The following is a 19,774-nucleotide window of genomic DNA, read 5'->3' as shown; positions in this document are numbered from 1 at the left end:
TGGCTCCCCCCTTGCTGGCAGCCCTGTGCCGACGCACGCGGCTGGCAACTGTACTTTTCATGGAATTCAAGGACGTACCTGTTGATGAGCGTTTCCACGTCGTACCGTACCGCCGCTGCACGCCGCGCCTTCCTGCCCTCGCCGCTGGCTTCGGCCATTGTCGGCTCGCTGCTGGTGGCCGCCTCGCTGCCGGCCTTGGCCCAGGGCAGCAGTGACGAGCTGTCGCGCTACCAGTTCCAGCGCAGCCTGCAGGCTGCCTTCGCCGCCCCGTCGCTGGCCTCTACCGCCGTCCCGTCGTCGGGTTTCGCCCCGGCTGCAGGCGATGAAGCCGCCGAGCCGATCATGGGCCAGGCCGGCGATGCCGCCAGCTGGCGTACCAGCGAGTTCAACAACGACTGGGGCCTGGGCGCGATCAATGCCGATGTCGCCTATGCCCGCGGCCTGAGCGGGAAGGGCATCCGCCTGGGCGTGTTCGACAGCGGCAGCGGCCTGGATCACGACGAGTTCGCCGGCAAGGACCACCGCAGCATCCATATCGCCGACCTGCTGGAAGACGGCAGCCTGTGCGGCAACACCGGTTTCATCGACGGCCCGGATGCCTGCTTCAGCAGCGACGGTGACGATGTCTCGATCGAATACACCGCGTTCGACGCCAGCGTCCCGCAGAACATCCGCGACATCATCATTTCCGACCCGCGCTACGTGCAGCCGGGCATTTCCTTCCAGACCCACGGCACCCATGTGGCCGGCACCATCGCCGCCAACCGCGATGGCAACGGCACCCATGGCGTGGCCTTCGGCGCCGACCTGAGTGTGGCGAAGCTGTTCTTCAACAGCGCGCAGGTGTGGGCGCGTACCGCCGCCGGCTACCAGGTGGTTTCCGTCGGCGGCGTGGGCCCGGACAGCACGGCCTTCGAAAGCATGTACGCGCAGATGAACGAGCAGGGCGTGCGTGCGCTCAACCACAGCTGGGGCCTGAGCAACGAGCCGACGACCGTGGAAGACGTCGACGGCCTGTACGAATACAACATGGATTACCTGGACATCTTCGCCGAAGGCTCGCGCAGCAACGGCATGATCCAGGTGTGGGCCGCAGGCAACAACCAGGTCTACGCCGACGAGGCGGAAGACGCGCCGATCGCCGGCATCTACGCCACGCTGCCGCGCGCCTTCGCCGACATCGAGCCGTACTGGCTGAGCGTGGTGAACGTGGCCGAAGTGGCGCCGGGCAGCTATGTGCTGGACAGCTCCTCCAACCGCTGCGGCCTGAGTGCCAACTGGTGCCTGGCCGCGCCGGGCACCGACATCCTGTCCACCGTCTACGGCAGCGATTCGGCGCTTGACGCGCAGCTGGTCAACGGCGGCAACGGCAACGTGCTGCTGGAAGTGCTGGAACGCGTGCCGACCTACAGCTATGGCTGGATGACCGGCACCTCGATGGCGGCCCCGCACGTCACCGGCGCACTGGGCCTGCTGTTCGAGCGCTTCCCGTACCTAGACAGCGCGCAGGTGCGCGACATCCTGCTGACCACGGCCACCGACCTCGGCGCCGAGGGCGTGGACGATGTCTACGGCTGGGGCATGATGGACCTGGCCAAGGCCATCGAGGGCTACGGCTCGCTGCGCGTGGACACCGACGTGGTGATGAACCAGAAGGCAGGTGGCCTGAAGGTGTGGGAAGGCGATGCATGGGACGACTGGACCAATGACATCGGCGGCCCGGGCAAGCTGACCAAGAGCGGCATCGGCTGGCTGCGCCTGAGCGGCGACAACAGCTTCAACGGCGCCGTGGTGCGCGAGGGTGTGCTGGAGCTGGACGGCGTCAACGCGCTGACCAGCGCCGTGGAAGTGACCGGTGGCAGCCTGGTGCTGAACGGCACGCTGGAAAGCACCGCGCTGAACGCCAACGGTGGCGTCAGCTTCGTCACCAGCACCGGTGTGCTGGACGGCTCGGACCTGAGCGTGTCCGGCGGCGTGGTCTCGTTCAACGGCGTGCAGACCGGCGGCCAGACCTTCGTCGGCGCCAAGGGCACGCTGAAGTGCGTGGGCGAACTGGGCGACACCACCGTGTCCGGCATCATCGCGCCGGGCAACTCGATCGGCACGCTGACCATCAACGGTGACTACGTGCAGACCGCCAGCGGCGTCTACCAGGCCGAACTGGCCCCGGGCGGCCGCAGCGACCTGCTGCACGTCACCGGCACCGCCACCCTCGGCGGCTCGCTGGTGGCACTGCCGGAAGCGGGCACCTACTACCTGGGTGAGCAGTTCAACTTCCTGCAGGCCGATGGCGGCACGATCGGGCAGTTCGCGACCACCGATTTCAGCGCGTTCTCGCCCTTCATGCAGTTCAGCCTGGTCTACGGCGCCTCCGGTGCCCGGATCGAGGTGGCCCGAGGCGCCGCACTGGCCACCGCCGCCACCACCGCCAACCAGCGCGCCGTGGCTGGCGTGGCCGACACCCTGGCCGTCGGCCAGGGCCTGCCGCGTCCGCTGACCCTGCTGTTCCCGGAACAGGTGGGTGCGGCGCTGGACGGCCTGAGCGGCGAGCTGCACGCAGCCACCGCGGCAGCGCTGGTGGAAAGCAGCCGGAACGTGCGTGATGCCGCGCTGTCGCGCCGTGCCGGTGCCACCGCACCGGGCGCCAGCGATGCCGACGCGACCGGCGTCTGGGTGCAGGCCATCGGCGGCAGCACCACCCTGGACGGCAACGCCAACACCGCCCGCACCCAGGCCAACAACAACGGCTTGCTGGTCGGCGTGGACCGCGAGTTCGGCGGCTGGCAGGTGGGCGTGCTGGCCGGTACCGGCCGTACCGACGTGAAGCAGCAGCAGGGCCGTCGTGCGCGCTCGAAGATCGACAACACCCACTTCGGCGCGTACGCCAGCCACAACTGGGGCGGGTTCGGCCTGCGTGGCGGCCTGGCGGTGAGCAACCACGACGTGGACAGCGCCCGCGAGCTGGCGTTCTCTGGCTACACCGACACGCTGAGCGCCCGCTACGACGCCCGTACCCGCCAGGCGTTCGTCGAAGCGGCCTACCGCTTCGGTGGCCGTGAAGCCGGCCTGGAGCCGTATCTGCAGGTGGCCCGCGTGGAAGTGGACACCAAGCACATCGACGAGCGCGGCGGTGCCGCCGCCCTGCAGGGCCGGGTCGACGACGCCCGCACCACCGTGGCCACGGCCGGTGTGCGCTTCGACAAGGGCCTGAAGGCCTCGTTCCAGCAGGACAGCTGGCTGCATGTGACCGGTGCGGTGGGCTACCGCCGGGCCAGCGGCGACCGTGACCCGTCGGCATCGCTGGCCTTCGCCAGCGGCAGCGATGCGTTCGTGGTCAGCGGTGCGCCGATCGCCGACAGTGCGGTGGTTGCGGAGCTGGGCCTGTCGGCCTGGCTGACCGAGCGCCAGCAGCTGGAACTGGGCTACAGCGGCCAGTACGGTGATGAGAGCCGTGACCACGGCGCCAACCTGCGCTGGTCGGTGCGCTTCTAAGCGCCCGGCGCGGCAGTAACGGTTCCCGGGCAGGACGCGCCGGGAATCCCCAGGAGGGCGGCCGCAGGGTCGCCCTTCTTTGTTGCCGGGCCAGGTGAAGGCCGGCGGACACGCGCCTACAATAGCGGCCCCACGCCGTAGCGGATGCGCCATGAAGAGCAAGCAGGAAATCGTCGACAACTGGTTGCCACGCTATACCGGAGTGCCCCTGGACCAGTTCGGCCAGCACATCCTGCTGACCAACTTCGGCGGTTACCTGCATACCTTCGCCGAGCTGACCGGGGCGCCCATCGTCGGCCTGGACCGGCCGATGGCCAGCGCCACCTTCGACGACATCACCATGATCAACTTCGGCATGGGCAGCCCCAATGCCGCCATCATCATGGACCTGCTGTCGGCGGTGATGCCCAAGGCGGTGCTGTTCCTGGGCAAGTGCGGGGGGCTCAAGCGCAAGAACCAGCTGGGCGACCTGGTGCTGCCGATCGCCGCCATCCGCGGCGAGGGCACCTCGGGGGACTACCTGCCGCCGGAAGTGCCGGCGCTGCCGGCCTTCGCCCTGCAGCGGGCGGTGTCCACGATGATCCGCGACCTGGGCCACGACTACTGGACCGGCACGGTCTACACCACCAACCGCCGGGTCTGGGAGCATGATGAGGCCTTCAAGGAGCGGCTGCGGGCGATGCGCTGCATGGCCATCGACATGGAAACGGCCACGGTGTTTGCCGCCGGCTTTGCCAACCACATCCCCAGCGGGGCCCTGCTACTGGTGTCCGACCAGCCGATGATCCCCGACGGGGTCAAGACCGAGGCCTCCGATGCCAAGGTCAGCTCCCAGTTCGTGGAAAACCATATCCAGATCGGTATCGAGGCGCTTAAGCTTATCCGGCGCAACGGCAAGTCGGTCCGCCACCTGCGCTTTGACGAATGATGATGATGGTCTGGCGCCGGGCGCCGGCCCTGGAGAGCAGGTGATGGACGTTGCCGCGCAAGTGGTGGAATTCTGGAGCGAGGCGGGCCCGGCGAAGTGGTTCGCCCGCGATGACGCGTTCGACGCGCGGTTCCGCGAGCGGTTCCTGGAGGAGCACTATGCGGCGGCGTCGCGTGGGCGCGAACACTGGCTGGGCAGTTCCGATGGCGCGCTGGCGCTGATGCTGCTGCTGGACCAGTTCCCGCGCAACTGCTTCCGCGGCACCGCCCATTCCTATGCCACCGATGGCCTGGCCCGGCATTACGCCATGCGTGCCATCGAGGAAGGCCTGGACCTGCAGCTGGTGCCCAAGCTGCGTGCTTTCATCTACCTGCCGTTCGAGCATTCCGAAGATCCGTTCGACCAGGATCGTTCGGTCGCCATGTTCGACGTACTGGGCGACAAGGAATACCTGCAGTACGCCGAAGTCCACCGCGACGTCATCCGCCGCTTCGGCCGCTTCCCGCACCGCAACGCGGTGCTGGGCCGCATGCCCAGCCCGGAAGAACTGGATTTCCTCGCCGAAGGCGGGTTTGCGGGGTAGATCCACGCCATGCGTGGATAAAAAAAACGCCGGCGTCTGCCGGCGTTTTTCGTGCGGGGGCTGGCCGATCAGTACTTCGGCACGCCGTTGTCCACTTCGTCCGACCAGGCGTCGATGCCACCGGTGACGTTGAACACCTTGGTGAAGCCCAGGGTGCGGAACTGCTCGGCAGCCTGCGCACTGCGGCCACCGTGATGGCACAGGAAGGCCAGCGGGGTGTCCTTGGGCAGGCCTTCCAGCTCGGCGCGGCCGTTGCCGTCGAAACTCTTGAACGGCACGCCGACCGCGGCGATGGCGCGTTCGTCGGCCGGGCGCACGTCGACCAGGGTCACGTTGCCGGCGCGGACCAGATCGTCGGCGTCACGCACGCTGATTTCCTGCACCGGCTTCGGCGCGTTCGGGTTGTCGATGGCCAGACCCTTGCCGCGGATGTCATCGACCCAGTCGATGGTGATGCCGTCGGCGCGACGCGCGCTGGACAGGTCGAACTGCACGCGCAGGCCGTTGGATTCGGCGGCGATGGCGCTGTCATCGTGCGGGGCCAGCTGGAAGTTCGGCTGGAAACGCGCGTCGATGGTCAGCTGCAGCGAAGCACCCGGGGCATCGGCCAGCGCGCCCTTCAGCATTTCCACGGCGGCCGGAGTGACGGTGATGCGCGGCGGGGTGCGGTCCGGTGCGGCCAGGCCGAGCACGGTGCTCAGTTCGCCGCTGGCGGCCATCTGCAGGATGATGTCGCTGCCACCGACCAGTTCGCCGTCGATATACAGTTGCGGGATGGTCGGCCAGTCGCCATAGGCCTTGATGCCTTCACGGATTTCCTGGTCGGCCAGCACGTTGACGTGGGCGAAATCGACGCCCAGGTCCTGCAGGGCGCCCACGGCCTTGGCCGAGAAGCCGCACTGCGGCATCGACGGCTGGCCCTTCATGAACAGCACGACGCGGTTGTCGTTGAGGAGGGATTCGATGCGCGAACGCAGGGCGGGATCGAGGGACATGGGCAGTCTAGGGTCCGTAAATTCGAATCACCCATTCTACGCCCCATGGCATCATGGGGCATGACCAACGCAGGAACATTGCATCGCATCCCGACCCGGCCGTGGCGCTGGCTGCCCTGGCTGGTGGCGTCGCAGGTGGCGGTGATCCTGGTCTGGGTGCTGGCCGGCTGGCACTGGGGGCTGCCGTTGATGGTGGCCAGCCACGCACTGTTCATGGTGCCCGTGTTCCTGCCCAACAGCCGTTTCTACACCCCGGTGCTGGACCGCCTGCCCGGTGCGGACGACAGCGTCTGGCTGACCATCGACGATGGCCCCAGCGAGGAGACCCCGGCGCTGCTGGATCTGCTCGACCGGCACCAGGCGAAGGCGACCTTTTTCCTGGTCGGCGAGCGCGCACTGGCGCATCCGGCCCTGGTGGAGGCGATCCTGCGTCGCGGCCACGACCTCGGCAACCACAGCCACACCCACCCGCAGATCCGCTTCTGGCGGCTGGGGCCGGCGGCGATGCGTGCCGAGATCGAAGGCTGCCACCAGGCCCTGCAGGCGGTCAGCGGCCGCCCGACGCGCTGGTACCGCTCGGTGGTGGGCATGACCAACCCCTTCGTGGCGCCGGTGCTGGCCGCGCTGGGGCTGGTGCGGGTGGGTTGGACCGCGCGTGGCTATGACGGCGTGGGCTGCACGCCCGACGGCGTGATGGCGCGCCTGCTGCCGGATCTGCAGCCCGGTGCCATCGTGCTGCTGCATGAAGGTGCCGCACATGGCCACAACCTGGCCATCATCGAGCGCGTGCTGCAGGTGCTGGACCAGCGCGGGCTGAAGGCGCGATTGCCGTCGCTGTAGCGCGGTAGCGCCGGGCCATGCCCGGGCAGCGGCGCGATGCGCCGCAAAGGCAGCCGAGCATGGGCTCGGCTCTACACGTCAGAGGTGTGACCATCTGTAGCGCCCGAGCCTGTGCTCGGGCGGCGGCGCAACGCGCCGTAAGGGCAGCCGAGCATGGGCTCGGCTCTACGCGGGGGATCGCCGGGCTACCAGCAGCCAGCTGTTGAACGGCGTGCGCCCGTGCAGCGGCCGCACCTCGCCCACCTGCAAACCGGCCTCGGCCAGCATCGCCCGCAGCAGTGCCGGGTCGGGGTAATGCCGTGGCCGCGTGCCCATCCAGCCCACCAGCCAGGCCAGTCGATCAGCCACGCGCGTGGTGCGGTCGCGGCGGTCGCCGGTGGCCAGCGGCGTGCGCAACAGCAGGCTACCGCCGGGCGCCACCCGCGCGCTGGCCGCTTTCAGCAGGTCCAGCTGCGGCTGCGCATCCAGGTACTGCAGCACATCCAGCAGCAGCACGTGCCCGGCCTGCGCAGGCAGGGACGCCTGCACGTCCAGGCAGTCAAACCTCACATCCTCCAGGTCGCCACCGGCCCGCTGCGCGCGGGCGATCTTGCCCGCATCCACGTCCACGCCCAGGTAGGGCTGGCCGCGGCAGCGCTGGCGCAGCACGTGGGCGAACAGGCCCAGCCCGCAGCCCAGGTCGAGCAGCGGCAGGCCATCGTCGGGAAGGTGCTGCAGCACGCCGTCGTACAGCGGATCGCTGCCCAGCTTGCCGCGCGTGTAGTAATAGTCGCGGCGGTTGCCCCAGGCCTGCACCGGCCGGAACGCCTCGGCGATGGCCCGTGCCTGGCCGCGCTCCAGCGGCGAACAGTTCAGTGGTTTGCCGTTCCCTGGCAGGCCATCCATCGCTCAGTCCGTTCGCTGCAGCAGGCGCGTGGCCACCGGCAGGGCGCGTTCGGCCCACAACGCATACATCCGCGCGGAGGGATGCAGGCCGTCCTCGGCGATCATCGCCGGGTCGGCGCCGTGCGTGCGGCTGATGTCGGTGATGTCGACGAAGGCCACGCCCTGCTGGGTGCTGATGACCTCGGCGGCGGCGTTGAATTCGTCGGTCTCGATCCCGATGCAGGCCAGGTCACGGCCGCTGCCGGCACCGAACGGGGTCGCACCCCAGTCGGGGAAGGACAGCACCAGCACGCGGCCGGCATCGCCACCGGCATAGCCGATCGCACGCTGCAGCAGGGCCTCGAACTGCTGGCGGTACTCGTCCAGCGGGCGCCCGCGGTACTGGTTGTTGACCCCGATCAGCAGGCTGACGAAATCGAACGGGCCCTGCGGTGCGGCGGCATCGATGCCGGCGTCCAGCTCGTCGGTGGTCCAGCCGGTGGTGGCGATGGTCTGCGGATCGGCCAGGTCCACGCCCTGCGCACGCAGTGCGGCAGCCAGCTGGTGCGGCCAGCGGCCTTCAACCGCGACCGCTTCACCGATGGTGTACGAATCGCCCAGCGCCAGGTAGGACAGCGCCACGCTCAGGCCACCGAGCGGCGCGGCTTCAGCGGCACGACCTTGGTGGCGTCTTCGGCGCGGCGGGCCAGCACGCGGTCGATGCGCGCGAACACATCGCGCATCACCGAGGCTTCCGGCAGCAGGGTCACGCGGAAGTGGTGGCGGTAGGGCACGTTGAAGCTCGAGCCCGGCACGACCAGCACGCCCTCGTCGTTCATCAGGTCTAGCGCGAAGGTGTGGTCGTCGAAGCCCTTGGCGGCGGCACCGACCACGGCCGGGAACGCGTACAGGGCGCCGGCCGGGGCGACCAGCGACAGGTGCTCGCTGGCGTTGCAGGCCTCGATCACCGCGCGGCGGGTTTCATACAGGCGGCCGCCGGGGGCACACAGTTCGGAAATGGTGTCCGGGCCGTTCACTGCGGCGTCGATGGCGTACTGGCCCGGCACATTGGCGCACAGGCGCAGCGCGCTGAGCAGGTCGAGCGCTGCGCGGAATTCACCCAGGCGCGCATCGTCGCCGGTGAGGTGGGCCCAGCCCACGCGCCAGCCGCAGGCACGGTGCACCTTGCTCAGGCCACTGAAGGTCAGGCAGGGATGGTCGCCGGCCAGCGGCGCGACCGGCTGGAACACCGCGTCGTCGTACAGGATCTGGTCGTAGATCTCGTCGACCAGCAGCAGCAGGTTGTGGCGGCGGGCGATCTCGACCACGCGCTCCAGCAGCTCGCGCGGGTAGCTGGCGCCGCTGGGGTTGTTCGGGTTGATCAGCACGATTGCGCGGGTGCGCGAGGACACCAGCGTCTCGATCTCGGTCGGGTCGGGCTGGAAGCCGTTCTCCGGCGCGCAGCGGTAGTACACCGGGCGGCCGTCATTGAGGATGGCCGCCGCCGACCACAGCGGGTAGTCCGGCGAGGGCACCAGCACTTCGTCGCCCGGGTTCAGCAGGGCGCGCAGCGACAGGTCGATCAGCTCGCTGACGCCGTTGCCGACGAACACGCGGTCCGGGTGGGCATCGGGCGCACCACGGCGTGCATAGGCGGCGGCGATGGCTTCGCGGGCCACCGGCAGGCCCTGCTGGTGGGTATAGGGATCGGTGCGGCCCATGTCATCGGCGATGGCGTGCTGCAGGTGTTGCGGCGCACGGAAGCCGAAGCTGCCCGGGTTGCCGATGTTCAGCTTGATCAGCTTGCGGCCCTGCGCCTCCAGCTCCCGCGCTCGCCGGGCCAGCTCTCCGCGGATCTCGTAGCGCACTTCGGAAAGGCGCTCGCGGGTGGCCAGGGGCTTGTGCGAGGGGGTGGACATGGGGCTGGGCCGTCAAAAGGCGTGGGGTTTCCATCCTACCGGAATTGCTGCAGTGCATGGCAAGGCCCCAGGGCCTGCCGTTGCTGGGCTGGCAGGGCATCGGGCCGGTTAGAATGGCGGCGATGACCCAGACCCCCGATTTCAACGCCCTGCAGACCATCGGCTGGCCCTGGCCGGGCCCGCCGCAGCAGGCCGACTGGCAGGCCGCGATGGCCGAGCACCCGCAGGCCCGTCCGGCGCGGGTGATCGAACAGCACCGCACCCACTACGTGGTGGCCGATGGCCCGGAGGCCTCGATCAAGGCCGAGTCGCTGCCGGAATGGCAGCGCCCGCGCTTCCCCAGCCATGAACGGCCGGCGGTGGGCGACTGGGTGCTGCTGGACGGCATCCGCATCGTCGCCCTGCTGCCGCGGCGTACCGCCATCAAGCGTGGCGCCGCCGGCGAGCATTACCACCAGCAGGTGATCGCGGCCAACATCGATACGGTGTTCATCGTCTGCGGCCTGGATGCCGACTTCAACCCGCGCCGCATCGAGCGCTACCTGCTGCTGGTCGGCGGTGGCGGTGCCGAGCCGGTGGTGGTGCTGACCAAGGCCGACCAGACCGAGTACAGCGAAGACGCGCTGGCGGTGCTGGAGGAGCTGGAGCTGCAGGGCATCGCGCTGCATGCGATCAATGGCCTGGATGCCGACAGCGTGTCCGTGCTGGAACCGTGGCTGGGCCCGGGCCGCACGGTGGTGCTGGTCGGTTCGTCCGGTGCCGGCAAATCCACGCTCACCAATACCCTGCTGGGCGAGCAGCGGATGAAGACCAATGCGGTGCGCGCCAATGATTCGCGCGGCCGCCACACCACCACCCACCGCGCGCTGATGCCGCTGCCGATGGGCGCGTGCCTGATCGATACGCCGGGCATGCGTGAGCTGAAGCCGACCGGCGAAGAGACGCTGGCCGAAGGTGGCTTCGCCGATATCGAAGCGTTGGCGGCGCAGTGCCGCTTCAACGACTGCATGCACCAGCAGGAACCGGGTTGCGCGGTGCGCGCGGCCATCGATGCCGGTGAGATCGAAGAGAGCCGGCTGCAGAACTACTTCAAGCTGAAGGAAGAAGTGGCGGCTGCCGCCGCCAAGCTGGCCGTGCGCCAGGCCGAGACGGCGCAGGAGCGCGGCGGCAAGAAGGGCAAGGGCCAGCAGTTCCGGCCGGCGAGCAAGAACCGCCGGCGGTAGCACAGCAGCCGAGCGTGAGCTCAGCTCTACAGTAGGTCCGCGGCGGACTCATTTCCTGTAGCGCCCGAGCCGATGCTCGGGCGGCGGCGCGCAGCGCCGGACACAGCAGGGCGCTATAGTCCGCCCATGGAAACGACCGCGACGCTGGACCATGACGTGGCCCACCATGCGGCGCTCGATGCGCGACTGGTCGAGGCCGTGGGCGGCATCCGCCTGCTGGGGCTGACCAGTTGGCCGGCAACGGTGCAGGCACCGTTCCTGGACAGCGTGGCCCGCGGCCAGCCGGTGCTGCCGAAGGTGGATTATCCGAAACTGGACTTCAGCGAGGAACGCCGCGCCCTGGCCGCCATCGCCGCTGAGTGTGATCCCAGCCATCCGCTGGGCCACTACGTGCAGCAGTCCGCGCAGAGCTGGGACCTGGCCGCGCAGCTGCTGGAAGGCCTGGGCACCGCCGCTGTCGATCGCTGTTCCGTGCAGCTGTTCGGTGCGCCGGAGCAGCCACTGCCCGGCAACGGCCCGAGCACGCGCGAAGCGGCCCGCCACTTCATCCAGATCGCCAGCGAGCTCGACAGCGAACTGCTGGCCCCGGAAGAACAGGTGCCTGTCTCGGCCGTCGCCCTGCAGCTGCAGCTGCAGAACGATCTCGATGGTTTCTTCGAATCGCGCATCATCCAGGTGCAGCTGGACCCGGAGCTGGTGTCCAAGGCCGCCGCCGGCCCGACCCGGATCCGCCTGCGCACCAGTGCGCGCTTCAGCGCCTACGACCGCGCGCAGTTGTTCCACCACGAAGCGCTGGTGCATTCGCTGACCGCCTTGAACGGCCGCGAACAACCGGTGCTGCCCAGCCTGGCGCTGTCCTCGCCACGGGTGACCGCCACCCAGGAAGGCCTGGCCACGTTTGCCGAGCAGATCACCGGCAGCATCGACATCGAGCGCCTGAAGCGCATCAGCCTGCGCACCGAAGCCATCGCGATGGCACGCGAAGGTGCGGACTTCATCGAGGTGTGCCGTTACTTCTGCGATGCCGGGCAGAACCCGGAGGAAAGCTTCGCCTCGGCGCAGCGCGTGTTCCGGGGCGTTCCACCGAGCGGCGGCCTGGCCTTCACCAAGGACACGGTGTACCTGCGCGGGCTGGTGTCGGTGCACACGTTCTTCCGCCATATGCTGGCCGAAGATCGCCTGCAGGTCTGCCGTTGGTTGTTCGCCGGCAAGATGAGCCTGACCGACGCGATCGCGTTCGCACCGTTGTTCGGGAGCGGCGTGTTGAAGCCACCGCGCTGGCTGCCGCATTGGGTCAGCCGCGCGAACGGGTTGGCAGGCATGCTGGCGTTCTCGCTGTTCGCCAACCGCATACGGATGGACCAACTGGCGCGGGAGTGAAAGGCGTGGTGGAAGCCACACCGAAAACAATCGCAAACATCAAAAACAGAACCGGGGTCGGATCCCGTTGCGGAGCAACGGGATCCGACCGCGTGCCGACCAACGGTCGGCACCCACCATCAGCAGCAGGTTCCAACATCAGCAGGTACCAACAGCCCGCAGGAAACTGTCGAAGGCGGGGTGGGTCCGGTTGCGGGGGCGTGAGCCGCATGGATGCGGCGACCGAGCTTACATGGACGTACTTGCAGCGTCCCCCGCAACCGGACCCCCCCCGCCATCCTATGGATAGCCCGCTGTTGCTGTTGCTTCCGCCTTGGCCTCTGCAGGTGCAGGTGCAGGGCGCAGCCCTGCCGACAACCCCCCACGAACGAGACGCGCGTCACTGCCCGCAACACCCGCGCCACTTCGTAAAAAACATTTCATCTTCCATTCGCATAGTGGCCTGGCGCCGTGCCGAGTCGCGGCGGACTCCCCCCATGCAATGGATCCACATGCAGACCCGACACCTCACGATCGCCGTCGCGATCGCGCTTTCCGCCGCCAGCGCCCATGCCGCTGAAACCACCGATGCCACCGCCGACGCCGCGCTGAGCGCACAGACGCTCGACACCGTGTCCGTCATCGGCCAGGGCGAAACCCGCCAGGTGCAGCGCATCACCGCCGTCGACAAGCAGGTGCTGCCGCCGGGCACCAGCGGCCAGAAGATCCTCGACCGCCTGCCCGGCGTGTCGGTGCAGTCCAACGATGCCTTCGGCGCCAATGAAGAATCGCAGACGATCAGCCTGCGCGGCTTCGACAAGAGCCGTCTCGGCTACACGCTCGACGGCATTCCGCTGGGCGACAACAGCTATGGCAATTACAACGGCCTGAGCATCGCCCGCGCGCTGATCGCCGAGAACCTCGCCGGCGCCGAACTGTCGCAGGGCATTGGTTCGCTGGGTGTAGCCTCCACCAGCAACCTCGGTGGCACCATCCAGTACTTCTCGATGGACCCGTCCACCGAATTCGGCGGCCGTGCCAGCGTCACCGTCGGTGACAACAACCAGCGCCGCGGTTACCTGCGCGTGGATACCGGCGACATCAACGACTTCTCTGCCTATGTCTCCGGCGTGCACCAGGACCAGGACATGTGGGCCGCGCCGTACCAGAACCAGACAACCCGCCAGTTCAACGCCAAGGCCGTGTTGAACGTCGGCGACCATCGCTTCGGTGCGTTCGTCGCCACCTCGCGTGCCAGCCAGGCCAACTACGCCTACCTGTCCAAGGACATGCTGGATCGCGGCCTGGGCTGGGACTGGAACATCTACGCACCGGACTGGGACCGCGCCGTCGCCGCCGCCTACTGCGCGCCGGGCACGCGTGATCCGGCCAAGTGCCAGTTCAGTGGCGGCGTCAACAGCATCGACGATGCCTACTACCAGAGCCGCGCGCTGCGCGATGACAACCTGTACTCGGTCGACGCCGACCTGCGCCTGGGCGAGCAGGGCCGCCTGAAGCTGGTGGCCTACCACCACGACAACCGTGGCCAGGGCCACTGGTGGGCGCCGGGCCAGCCGTCCTACCCGGGCACCGACCAGATGCTGCCGATCTCCATCCGTAGCACCAACTACACCATCAACCGCGACGGCCTGACCGCCGCGCTGTCGTGGCAGGTGGGCATCCACGAGCTGGAAGCCGGCCTGTGGTACGAGCAGAACGACCACAACGTGTCGCGCAATTTCTATTACATCAGCGGCCCGTTCCTGGATGATCTGTACCTGAAGAATCCGGACCGCCTGCTGTTCAACCAGGACTTCGACATCCGCACGCAGCAGTTCTACGTGCAGGACCGCATGCGCTTCCTCGACCAGCGCCTGACCGTGGACGTGGGCCTGAAGAGCCCGAACACGCGCATGCGCGCCACCGCCAAGGGGGGTGTGGAAACCAGCATCGCCTCGGGCACGCTGACCGCCAAGGAATCGGTGCTGCCGCAGGTCGGCCTGGGCTTCAAGCTCAATGCGAACAACGAGCTGTTCGCATCGTATGCCGAGAACATCGCGGCCTTCGTCGGTGGCGGCAGCGGTGGCCCGCTGCAGGTCTCGCCGGAATCGTTCGCGGCCAGCGCCGGGCTGGAGCCGGAGAAGTCCAAGAGCTTGGAAGCCGGCTTCCGTACCTTCGGCGAGAATTACCAGGCGTCCATCGCCGCCTACAACGTGACCTTCGACAACCGCCTGCTGTCGCTCAACCCGTGCTCGAGCATCGAAGTCGGCACGCGCCCGGAGTGCGTCACCCGCTTCATCAACGTGGGTTCGGTTAAGAGCCACGGCGCCGAGCTGACCTTCATCCTCAAGCCGATCGACGGCCTGCAGTGGTATAACGCGCTGTCGTGGAACAAGACCACCTACGAGGACAACTACACCTCGGGTGGCGAGATCGTTCCGGTGGCCGGCAAGATCACCGTGGACACGCCGCAGCGCATGGCGTCCAGCGAAATCAGCTGGAACCGCGATGGCTTCTTCGCCAGCCTGCGCGCCAAGTACACCGGCAAGCGCTATTACACCTACACCAACGACCAGTCGGTGCCGGGCGTGACCACCTTCGATGCGGGCGCCGGTTATGACTTCGGGCCGGGCATGGGCCTGCGCAACATCCGCGTGTCGATGAACGCGACCAACCTGACCAACAAGCGGTATGCGGGCCAGCTGAGTTCGTTCGCACCGACCGACCCGAATGGCACGCGCTACGCCATCCATGCCAGCGCACCGCGCCAGGTGTTCATGACGGTGGCAGCGGACTTCTGATCGGCCGAAGCATGAAGCGTCCACGCGTGGCGTGGATCTACTGAGCCAGTAGATCCACGCCATGCGTGGATGCGCTCCGGCCCGCAGATGGCAGGGGCCGCTAGACTGCACGGGCCCCTGAGCCACGAGAAGTCCCCCTTGACCCACGACGAGTACGACCGCGCCTCCCGCGCACTGCTGCAGGACTACTTGCTGCAGGCATCTCCCGAGCAGCGCCACATCTACGTCGCGCGCCGCAACTACGACGACAGCGCCGAGCTGCTGGCCTGGCTGGCGGAGCGCAGCGAGCTGGATCGCGCGACGGCGCTGATGATGTACTGGTCGCTGGGCGCGGCCTGGTTCACCCAGTACGCCGCTGATGACTACGTGCCCGCACATGAGCGCGACGCCCATGCGATCGTCCGCCGCATCGAGCAACGCTACATCGATGGCTTCTATGCCGGTCGTGCGCTCGCCTTCGACCCGGGCAACTGGCCGGGCCCTTCGATGGGTGATCATCCCGGCCTGGTCGTGCGTCGCGCCGTCCCGGACGCCATGCTGGCTGCGGTGGCAGGCGAGCGCGCCTGCGATCCCTTTGCAGAGGCCGTCGACGCGGACTTCGATGATGGCCTGCCGCTGGCGCTCGCAGCACAGCTGCACGACATGGCCGCGGCGGTGCAGCCTGATCGTGGGCCGGCGCTCGGCGATGCCGTCGCCGGCAATGTCGACATCTGGGCCGAGGTGATGCCGCCGACGCTGTCGCCGCTGGCGACGGTCGTGGATCCGGGCTGGCCGGTCCTTGAGACCTTCCTGCGCCAGGCCGCGCCGCAGGAGTGCCATCAACTGATGCTGTTCGCTGACACCAGTGCGCTGTCAGACGCGCTGCAGTGGTTGCTGGACCAGCCGACATTGGCCGCTTCCAGCGCATTGGCGCTCTACTGGAACCTGGGTGCGTCGTGGTACGTCCCCTTCGCGACGATCGAGGATGTGCCGGAGTCACACCGCTACACGGCAGCCGTGCTGAGACGCATCGAACAGCGCCTGGCTGATGGCGGTTACGCGGATCACGGGCTGGGTTTCGACCTGGCACGGAACCGGCCGCGTTTCCCTGCGTGTTGGCCGGGTCGGGAGGTGCTGCGTGCGATTCCTGACCCGATGTGGCAGCCGCGCCCGGGGCAGATCGTGGACGAGTCGGACGAGGTGGATTTCATCACCGGCCTGCCGGAAGACATTGCCGAGGCGCTCGCGAACGCCCGCGGGTAGAGGATCAAGCATCCACGCATCAAGCAGGGGTCAGAGCCCTTTCGCAGGCGAAAGGGACGGGTCGGATCCCTTTCGCGTGCGAAAGGGCTCTGACCCCACTGGGCCTCAGCCCATATACAACCCACCATTCACCGGGTAATCCGCACCGGTCACATACGAGGCTTCATCCGAAGCCAGCCAGGCCACCAGGCCGGCCACTTCTTCCGGGCGGCCCAGGCGGCGCACCGGTACCGAGGCAGCCAGCCGGTCCAGCACGTCCGGCGGGAAGCTGCTGATCGCCTGGCTGGCGATGTAGCCCGGCGACAAGGTGTTCACGGTGACGCCGCGCGAGGCGACTTCGGCCGCCAGCGCACGGCTGAAACCGTGCATCGCCGCCTTCGCCGTCGCGTAGTTCACCTGGCCGATCTGGCCCTTGTGCGCGCTGACCGAACCGATGTTGACGATGCGGCCCCAGCCACGCGTGGCCATGCCGTCGACCACCTGCTTGGTCAGGTTGAACAGTGCGTTGAGGTTGGAGGCGATCACTGCATTCCAATCCTCCACCGTCATCTGCCGGAACAGCAGGTCGCGGCTGCCGCCGGAGTTGTTGACCAGCACGTCCACCTCGCCCACCTCGGCACGTACCTTGGCGAAGGCCGCCGTGGTCGAGGCCCAGTCGGTGGCGTTGCCTTCGGAGGCAATGAAATCGAAGCCCTGTTCGCGCTGTTCGCGCAGCCAGTTGGCCTTGCGTGGCGAGTTCGGTGCGCAGCCGGCGACCACGGTATGGCCGGAACGGGCCAGGCCCTGGCAGATGGCAGTGCCGACACTGCCCATGCCGCTGGTGACGTAAGCGATTCGAAGCGTCATTGCAGAAGGCTCCTTGGTGTCCGGATCAGGATGCGAAGGGATACAGGCCGAACAGCAGGCCACCGACCATCAACAGCAGCGAGATGGCAATCGCCCACTTCAGGGTGAATTTCTGGTGGTCGGCGAATTCGACCTTGGCCAGGCCCACCAGCAGATAGGTGGAGGGCACCAGCGGACTGAGCAGGTGTACCGGCTGCCCGGCCAGCGACGCGCGGGCCATTTCCACCGGGGTAATGCCGTAATTGCCGGCCGCCTCGGACAGGATCGGCAGCACGCCGAAGTAGAAGGCATCGTTGGACATGAAAAAGGTGAATGGCATCGACGCGATGGCGGTGATGACGGCCAGGTACGGGCCCCACGATTCGGGAATGATCGCCAGGAAGCTGTGCGACATCGCCTCGACCATGCCGGTGTTGTTGAGGATGCCGGTGAAGATGCCTGCGGCGAAGATCAACGCGACCACCGACAGCACGTTGCCGGCGTGGTTGACCACGCGGCGGCGCTGCTCGGCCAGGTTCGGGTAGTTGATGACCAGGGCGATGGCGAAGCCGACCATGAACAGCACCGGCATCGGCAGCACGCCGGCAATCAGTGCACCCATCAGCGCCAGGGTCAGTGCCAGGTTCACCCACAGCAGCTTCGGCCGCTTGATGTCCTCGGCGTCTTCCACCGACGGCAGCGCGTTGTTGTCATCGGACACGCTGTTGTCCATCCAGCTGCCACCCTGCGGCAGGGTGACCACGCCCAGGCGGCGGCGTTCCTTCATGCCCAGGTACCAGGCCAGCAGCAGCACGCCGGCACAGGCAATCACCATCGACGGGATCAGCGGCACGAACACATCGGCCGGGTCCACGTGCAGCGCGGTGGCCGCGCGTGCGGTCGGGCCGCCCCACGGGGTCAGGTTCATCACGCCGCCGGCGAGGATGGTCACGCAGGTCATGTTCAGCGCGTTCATGCCCAGCCGCTGGTACAGCGGCAGCATTGCCGAGACGGTGATCATGTAGGTGGTCGAGCCATCGCCATCGAGCGAGATCAGCATCGCCAGCACGGCGGTGCCGAGCACGATCTTCATCGGATCGCCCTTGACGAAGCGCAGGATGATGCGCACCAGCGGATCGAACAGGCCCGCATCGATCATCACGCCGAAGTAGAGGATGGCGAACATCAGCATCACGCCGGTGGGCGCGATCTTCTTGATGCCTTCCAGCATCATTTCATCGATGTTGGCGCCGAATCCGCCGAGCAGGGCGAAGATGATCGGGATGGTGATCAGTGCGACCAGCGGCGACAGTCGTTTGCTCATGATCAAGTACATGAACGTAATGACCATGCCAAAGCCGAGGATGCTCAGCATCATCTGCGGACTCCTTGCGTACTGCGGTTGAAGAGGGGAGGGGTAGGGCGTGCGTGGCTCAGAAGTCGAACTGCAGGCGGCCCGTGACCGCGCGCGTGCGGTCCAGCGTCACCCCGGCCAGGCGGTCGCGGTTGCGGCTTTCGATCACGTCGAGCATGAAGCGCAGGTTGTCGCGCAGGTACCAGTTGCCGCCCAGCGTCCAGGCGGCGGTGCTGCCACGACGCAGGTCCGGCGCGCCATCGAGGTGCTGCGCGCCCCACATCTGGTCGTAGCGCAGCGCTACTTCGAAGGCACCGGCCTTGTTGCGGATGTTCTTGACCCGGGCGAAGCGGCCGGTCTTGCGGTCGTAGGCCTTGCTTTCGCCGGTGACGAACCAGCTGAGCATGCCGTAGGCGGCCATCACGTCGCCGCGCTGGCCGCCGTCATCGAAGGTGGCGCCGCTGAATTCGCCCTGCCAGGACAGCGGGCCGCGCACCTGCGCGTATTCCAGCGACCACTTGTTGACGTCGGTATCGCGGCCGGCGGAGAAGTCGACCAGGGTCAGGCGGCTCTCATCGGACAGGTGGCCGGCCGGGCGCGGGCGGATCTTCAGGCCGGGGGTGCCGTTGCTGCCGGGGTTGTCGTAGGCCTCATGGGCCAGCGACAGGCCGAGGTGCAGCACGTCGCCATCGCTGGGCGAGGGTGCCCAGGTGACGCGGCCACCGGCGGCGCGGCCCTTCACCTGCCAGGCATCGATGCTTTCCAGGCTGTAGAGGCTGGCGGCCCAGGTGAAATCACCCGGATTGGCCTGCCAGGACGCGCCCAGGCGGTACAGCGGCGCCAGCGTGGTGCCGGCGTTGCCGCGCTCCAGGAAGCTGCCGTAGTTGGAGCTGGTGCGGTCATCCAGCGAGAAATACTGCTTGAACTGGCCGACCGTAAGCTTGCCGGCCTTGCCGAAGCTTCGGCTGAGGTAGACGTCCTTGGCCTCGACCCGGTCGCCGGAAAAGTCCGCTTCGGCCTTGTAGTCGACCAAGAAGAACTTGCCCGACACGTCCAGCCAGGCGCGGCGGATCTCGGTGTCGTCCTTGTTCGGGGTGCCACGGTCGTCGTTGTCGAACGTGGCGAAATCCAGGTGCAGGCGGCCGCCGACGGTGGCGGTGACCGGCCGGTCGTCTTCAGCAAAGGCCGGCGCGGCCAGCGCAGCCAGGGCCATCATGGCGGCGGGGCGCGGCCAGGCAAACTTCAGTTCCACAAACCCTCCCAGGTGCGCGCCAGGCGCGCGGCAATCGTGGGCACCGGATGGTGCGCGGCCGCAGTCTGGGTTGCGGTAGCTGTCATCGTCCTGTCAG

The 19,774-nt window shown here is 67.8% G+C and carries 15 protein-coding genes; 8 read left to right on the top strand and 7 right to left on the bottom strand.

Annotation, left to right across the window (positions count from 1 at the left end):
* The first annotated feature begins 84 nt into the window (after positions 1 to 84).
* The 3 genes from NQ204_RS00975 to NQ204_RS00965 all read left to right on the top strand — a co-directional run bounded on the left by NQ204_RS00975 (position 85) and on the right by NQ204_RS00965 (position 5,003).
* The gene (locus NQ204_RS00975; protein WP_256642819.1) at positions 85 to 3,492 is read left to right on the top strand and encodes an autotransporter domain-containing protein; all 3,408 of its coding nucleotides are present in this window, start codon (positions 85 to 87) and stop codon (positions 3,490 to 3,492) included.
* A gap of 151 nt (positions 3,493 to 3,643) precedes the next feature.
* Positions 3,644 to 4,420, top strand: a complete 777-nt coding sequence (locus NQ204_RS00970) for an AMP nucleosidase (RefSeq protein WP_079223275.1) — start codon at positions 3,644 to 3,646, stop codon at positions 4,418 to 4,420.
* 43 nt (positions 4,421 to 4,463) lie between these two features.
* Positions 4,464 to 5,003 carry a DUF924 family protein gene (locus NQ204_RS00965; RefSeq protein ID WP_116863844.1) on the top strand — a complete coding sequence of 180 codons (540 nt, stop codon included), beginning with the start codon at positions 4,464 to 4,466 and terminating at the stop codon, positions 5,001 to 5,003.
* A 68-nt stretch (positions 5,004 to 5,071) separates the two neighbouring features.
* Here the strand turns inward: NQ204_RS00965 and grxD are convergent, their stop codons facing one another.
* Positions 5,072 to 5,998 carry a Grx4 family monothiol glutaredoxin gene (grxD, locus tag NQ204_RS00960; protein WP_108769965.1) on the bottom strand — a complete coding sequence of 309 codons (927 nt, stop codon included), beginning with the start codon at positions 5,996 to 5,998 and terminating at the stop codon, positions 5,072 to 5,074.
* Between the two features lie 60 nt (positions 5,999 to 6,058).
* Here grxD and NQ204_RS00955 point away from each other — a divergent pair, with 60 nt between their 5' ends.
* Positions 6,059 to 6,838, top strand: coding sequence for a polysaccharide deacetylase family protein (locus tag NQ204_RS00955; RefSeq protein ID WP_256642818.1), 780 nt, complete (start codon positions 6,059 to 6,061; stop codon positions 6,836 to 6,838).
* A gap of 165 nt (positions 6,839 to 7,003) precedes the next feature.
* Here the strand turns inward: NQ204_RS00955 and NQ204_RS00950 are convergent, their stop codons facing one another.
* From NQ204_RS00950 to NQ204_RS00940, 3 genes are read right to left on the bottom strand one after another with little or no spacing between them, the layout of a single operon-like run.
* Complete coding sequence (locus tag NQ204_RS00950) at positions 7,004 to 7,723, bottom strand: class I SAM-dependent methyltransferase (protein ID WP_116863846.1); 720 nt, start codon at positions 7,721 to 7,723, stop codon at positions 7,004 to 7,006.
* A 3-nt stretch (positions 7,724 to 7,726) separates the two neighbouring features.
* Positions 7,727 to 8,344, bottom strand: a complete 618-nt coding sequence (locus tag NQ204_RS00945) for an SGNH/GDSL hydrolase family protein (protein WP_256642817.1) — start codon at positions 8,342 to 8,344, stop codon at positions 7,727 to 7,729.
* Positions 8,345 to 8,346: 2 nt separating this feature from the next.
* The gene (locus NQ204_RS00940) at positions 8,347 to 9,621 is read right to left on the bottom strand and encodes a pyridoxal phosphate-dependent aminotransferase (protein ID WP_256642816.1); all 1,275 of its coding nucleotides are present in this window, start codon (positions 9,619 to 9,621) and stop codon (positions 8,347 to 8,349) included.
* Positions 9,622 to 9,734: 113 nt separating this feature from the next.
* On the opposite strand from NQ204_RS00940, the gene rsgA reads away from it, so the two are divergent.
* From rsgA to NQ204_RS00920, 4 genes are all read left to right on the top strand, one after another.
* The gene (gene rsgA / locus NQ204_RS00935) at positions 9,735 to 10,844 is read left to right on the top strand and encodes a ribosome small subunit-dependent GTPase A (protein WP_150453263.1); all 1,110 of its coding nucleotides are present in this window, start codon (positions 9,735 to 9,737) and stop codon (positions 10,842 to 10,844) included.
* 126 nt (positions 10,845 to 10,970) lie between these two features.
* Positions 10,971 to 12,224, top strand: a complete 1,254-nt coding sequence (locus tag NQ204_RS00930; protein WP_256642815.1) for a flavohemoglobin expression-modulating QEGLA motif protein — start codon at positions 10,971 to 10,973, stop codon at positions 12,222 to 12,224.
* Between the two features lie 491 nt (positions 12,225 to 12,715).
* Positions 12,716 to 15,004, top strand: a complete 2,289-nt coding sequence (locus NQ204_RS00925) for a TonB-dependent receptor (protein ID WP_116864603.1) — start codon at positions 12,716 to 12,718, stop codon at positions 15,002 to 15,004.
* Positions 15,005 to 15,142: 138 nt separating this feature from the next.
* Positions 15,143 to 16,246, top strand: coding sequence for a DUF4274 domain-containing protein (locus NQ204_RS00920; RefSeq protein ID WP_256642814.1), 1,104 nt, complete (start codon positions 15,143 to 15,145; stop codon positions 16,244 to 16,246).
* Between the two features lie 105 nt (positions 16,247 to 16,351).
* Here the strand turns inward: NQ204_RS00920 and phbB are convergent, their stop codons facing one another.
* Genes phbB through NQ204_RS00905 form a run of 3 tightly spaced genes read right to left on the bottom strand, consistent with a single transcriptional unit; the run spans position 16,352 to position 19,641 of the window.
* Positions 16,352 to 17,092: an acetoacetyl-CoA reductase gene (phbB, locus tag NQ204_RS00915; RefSeq protein ID WP_116864601.1), complete on the bottom strand. Its 741-nt coding sequence runs from the start codon at positions 17,090 to 17,092 to the stop codon at positions 16,352 to 16,354.
* Between the two features lie 25 nt (positions 17,093 to 17,117).
* Complete coding sequence (locus NQ204_RS00910; protein WP_079225368.1) at positions 17,118 to 18,446, bottom strand: CitMHS family transporter; 1,329 nt, start codon at positions 18,444 to 18,446, stop codon at positions 17,118 to 17,120.
* A gap of 58 nt (positions 18,447 to 18,504) precedes the next feature.
* Positions 18,505 to 19,641: an OprO/OprP family phosphate-selective porin gene (locus NQ204_RS00905; protein WP_256642858.1), complete on the bottom strand. Its 1,137-nt coding sequence runs from the start codon at positions 19,639 to 19,641 to the stop codon at positions 18,505 to 18,507.
* Between the last annotated feature and the right edge of the window lie 133 nt (positions 19,642 to 19,774).

Origin of the sequence: Stenotrophomonas testudinis, assembly GCF_024499815.1 — a bacterium.
Classification (GTDB): Bacteria; Pseudomonadota; Gammaproteobacteria; order Xanthomonadales; family Xanthomonadaceae; genus Stenotrophomonas.
This window is presented reverse-complemented; position numbering and strand designations above follow the sequence as displayed.

Excerpts from the sequence above, each read along its gene's own strand:
- NQ204_RS00975 (WP_256642819.1), top strand. The coding sequence starts at position 85 with ATGAGCGTTTCCACGTCGTACCGTACCGCCGCTGCACGCCGCGCCTTC.
- NQ204_RS00970 (WP_079223275.1), top strand. The coding sequence starts at position 3,644 with ATGAAGAGCAAGCAGGAAATCGTCGACAACTGGTTGCCACGCTATACC.
- NQ204_RS00965 (WP_116863844.1), top strand. The coding sequence starts at position 4,464 with ATGGACGTTGCCGCGCAAGTGGTGGAATTCTGGAGCGAGGCGGGCCCG.
- grxD (WP_108769965.1), bottom strand. The coding sequence starts at position 5,998 with ATGTCCCTCGATCCCGCCCTGCGTTCGCGCATCGAATCCCTCCTCAAC.
- NQ204_RS00955 (WP_256642818.1), top strand. The coding sequence starts at position 6,059 with ATGACCAACGCAGGAACATTGCATCGCATCCCGACCCGGCCGTGGCGC.
- NQ204_RS00950 (WP_116863846.1), bottom strand. The coding sequence starts at position 7,723 with ATGGATGGCCTGCCAGGGAACGGCAAACCACTGAACTGTTCGCCGCTG.
- NQ204_RS00940 (WP_256642816.1), bottom strand. The coding sequence starts at position 9,621 with ATGTCCACCCCCTCGCACAAGCCCCTGGCCACCCGCGAGCGCCTTTCC.
- rsgA (WP_150453263.1), top strand. The coding sequence starts at position 9,735 with ATGGCGGCGATGACCCAGACCCCCGATTTCAACGCCCTGCAGACCATC.
- NQ204_RS00930 (WP_256642815.1), top strand. The coding sequence starts at position 10,971 with ATGGAAACGACCGCGACGCTGGACCATGACGTGGCCCACCATGCGGCG.
- NQ204_RS00925 (WP_116864603.1), top strand. The coding sequence starts at position 12,716 with ATGCAGACCCGACACCTCACGATCGCCGTCGCGATCGCGCTTTCCGCC.
- phbB (WP_116864601.1), bottom strand. The coding sequence starts at position 17,092 with ATGACGCTTCGAATCGCTTACGTCACCAGCGGCATGGGCAGTGTCGGC.
- NQ204_RS00910 (WP_079225368.1), bottom strand. The coding sequence starts at position 18,446 with ATGCTGAGCATCCTCGGCTTTGGCATGGTCATTACGTTCATGTACTTG.
- NQ204_RS00905 (WP_256642858.1), bottom strand. The coding sequence starts at position 19,641 with ATGATGGCCCTGGCTGCGCTGGCCGCGCCGGCCTTTGCTGAAGACGAC.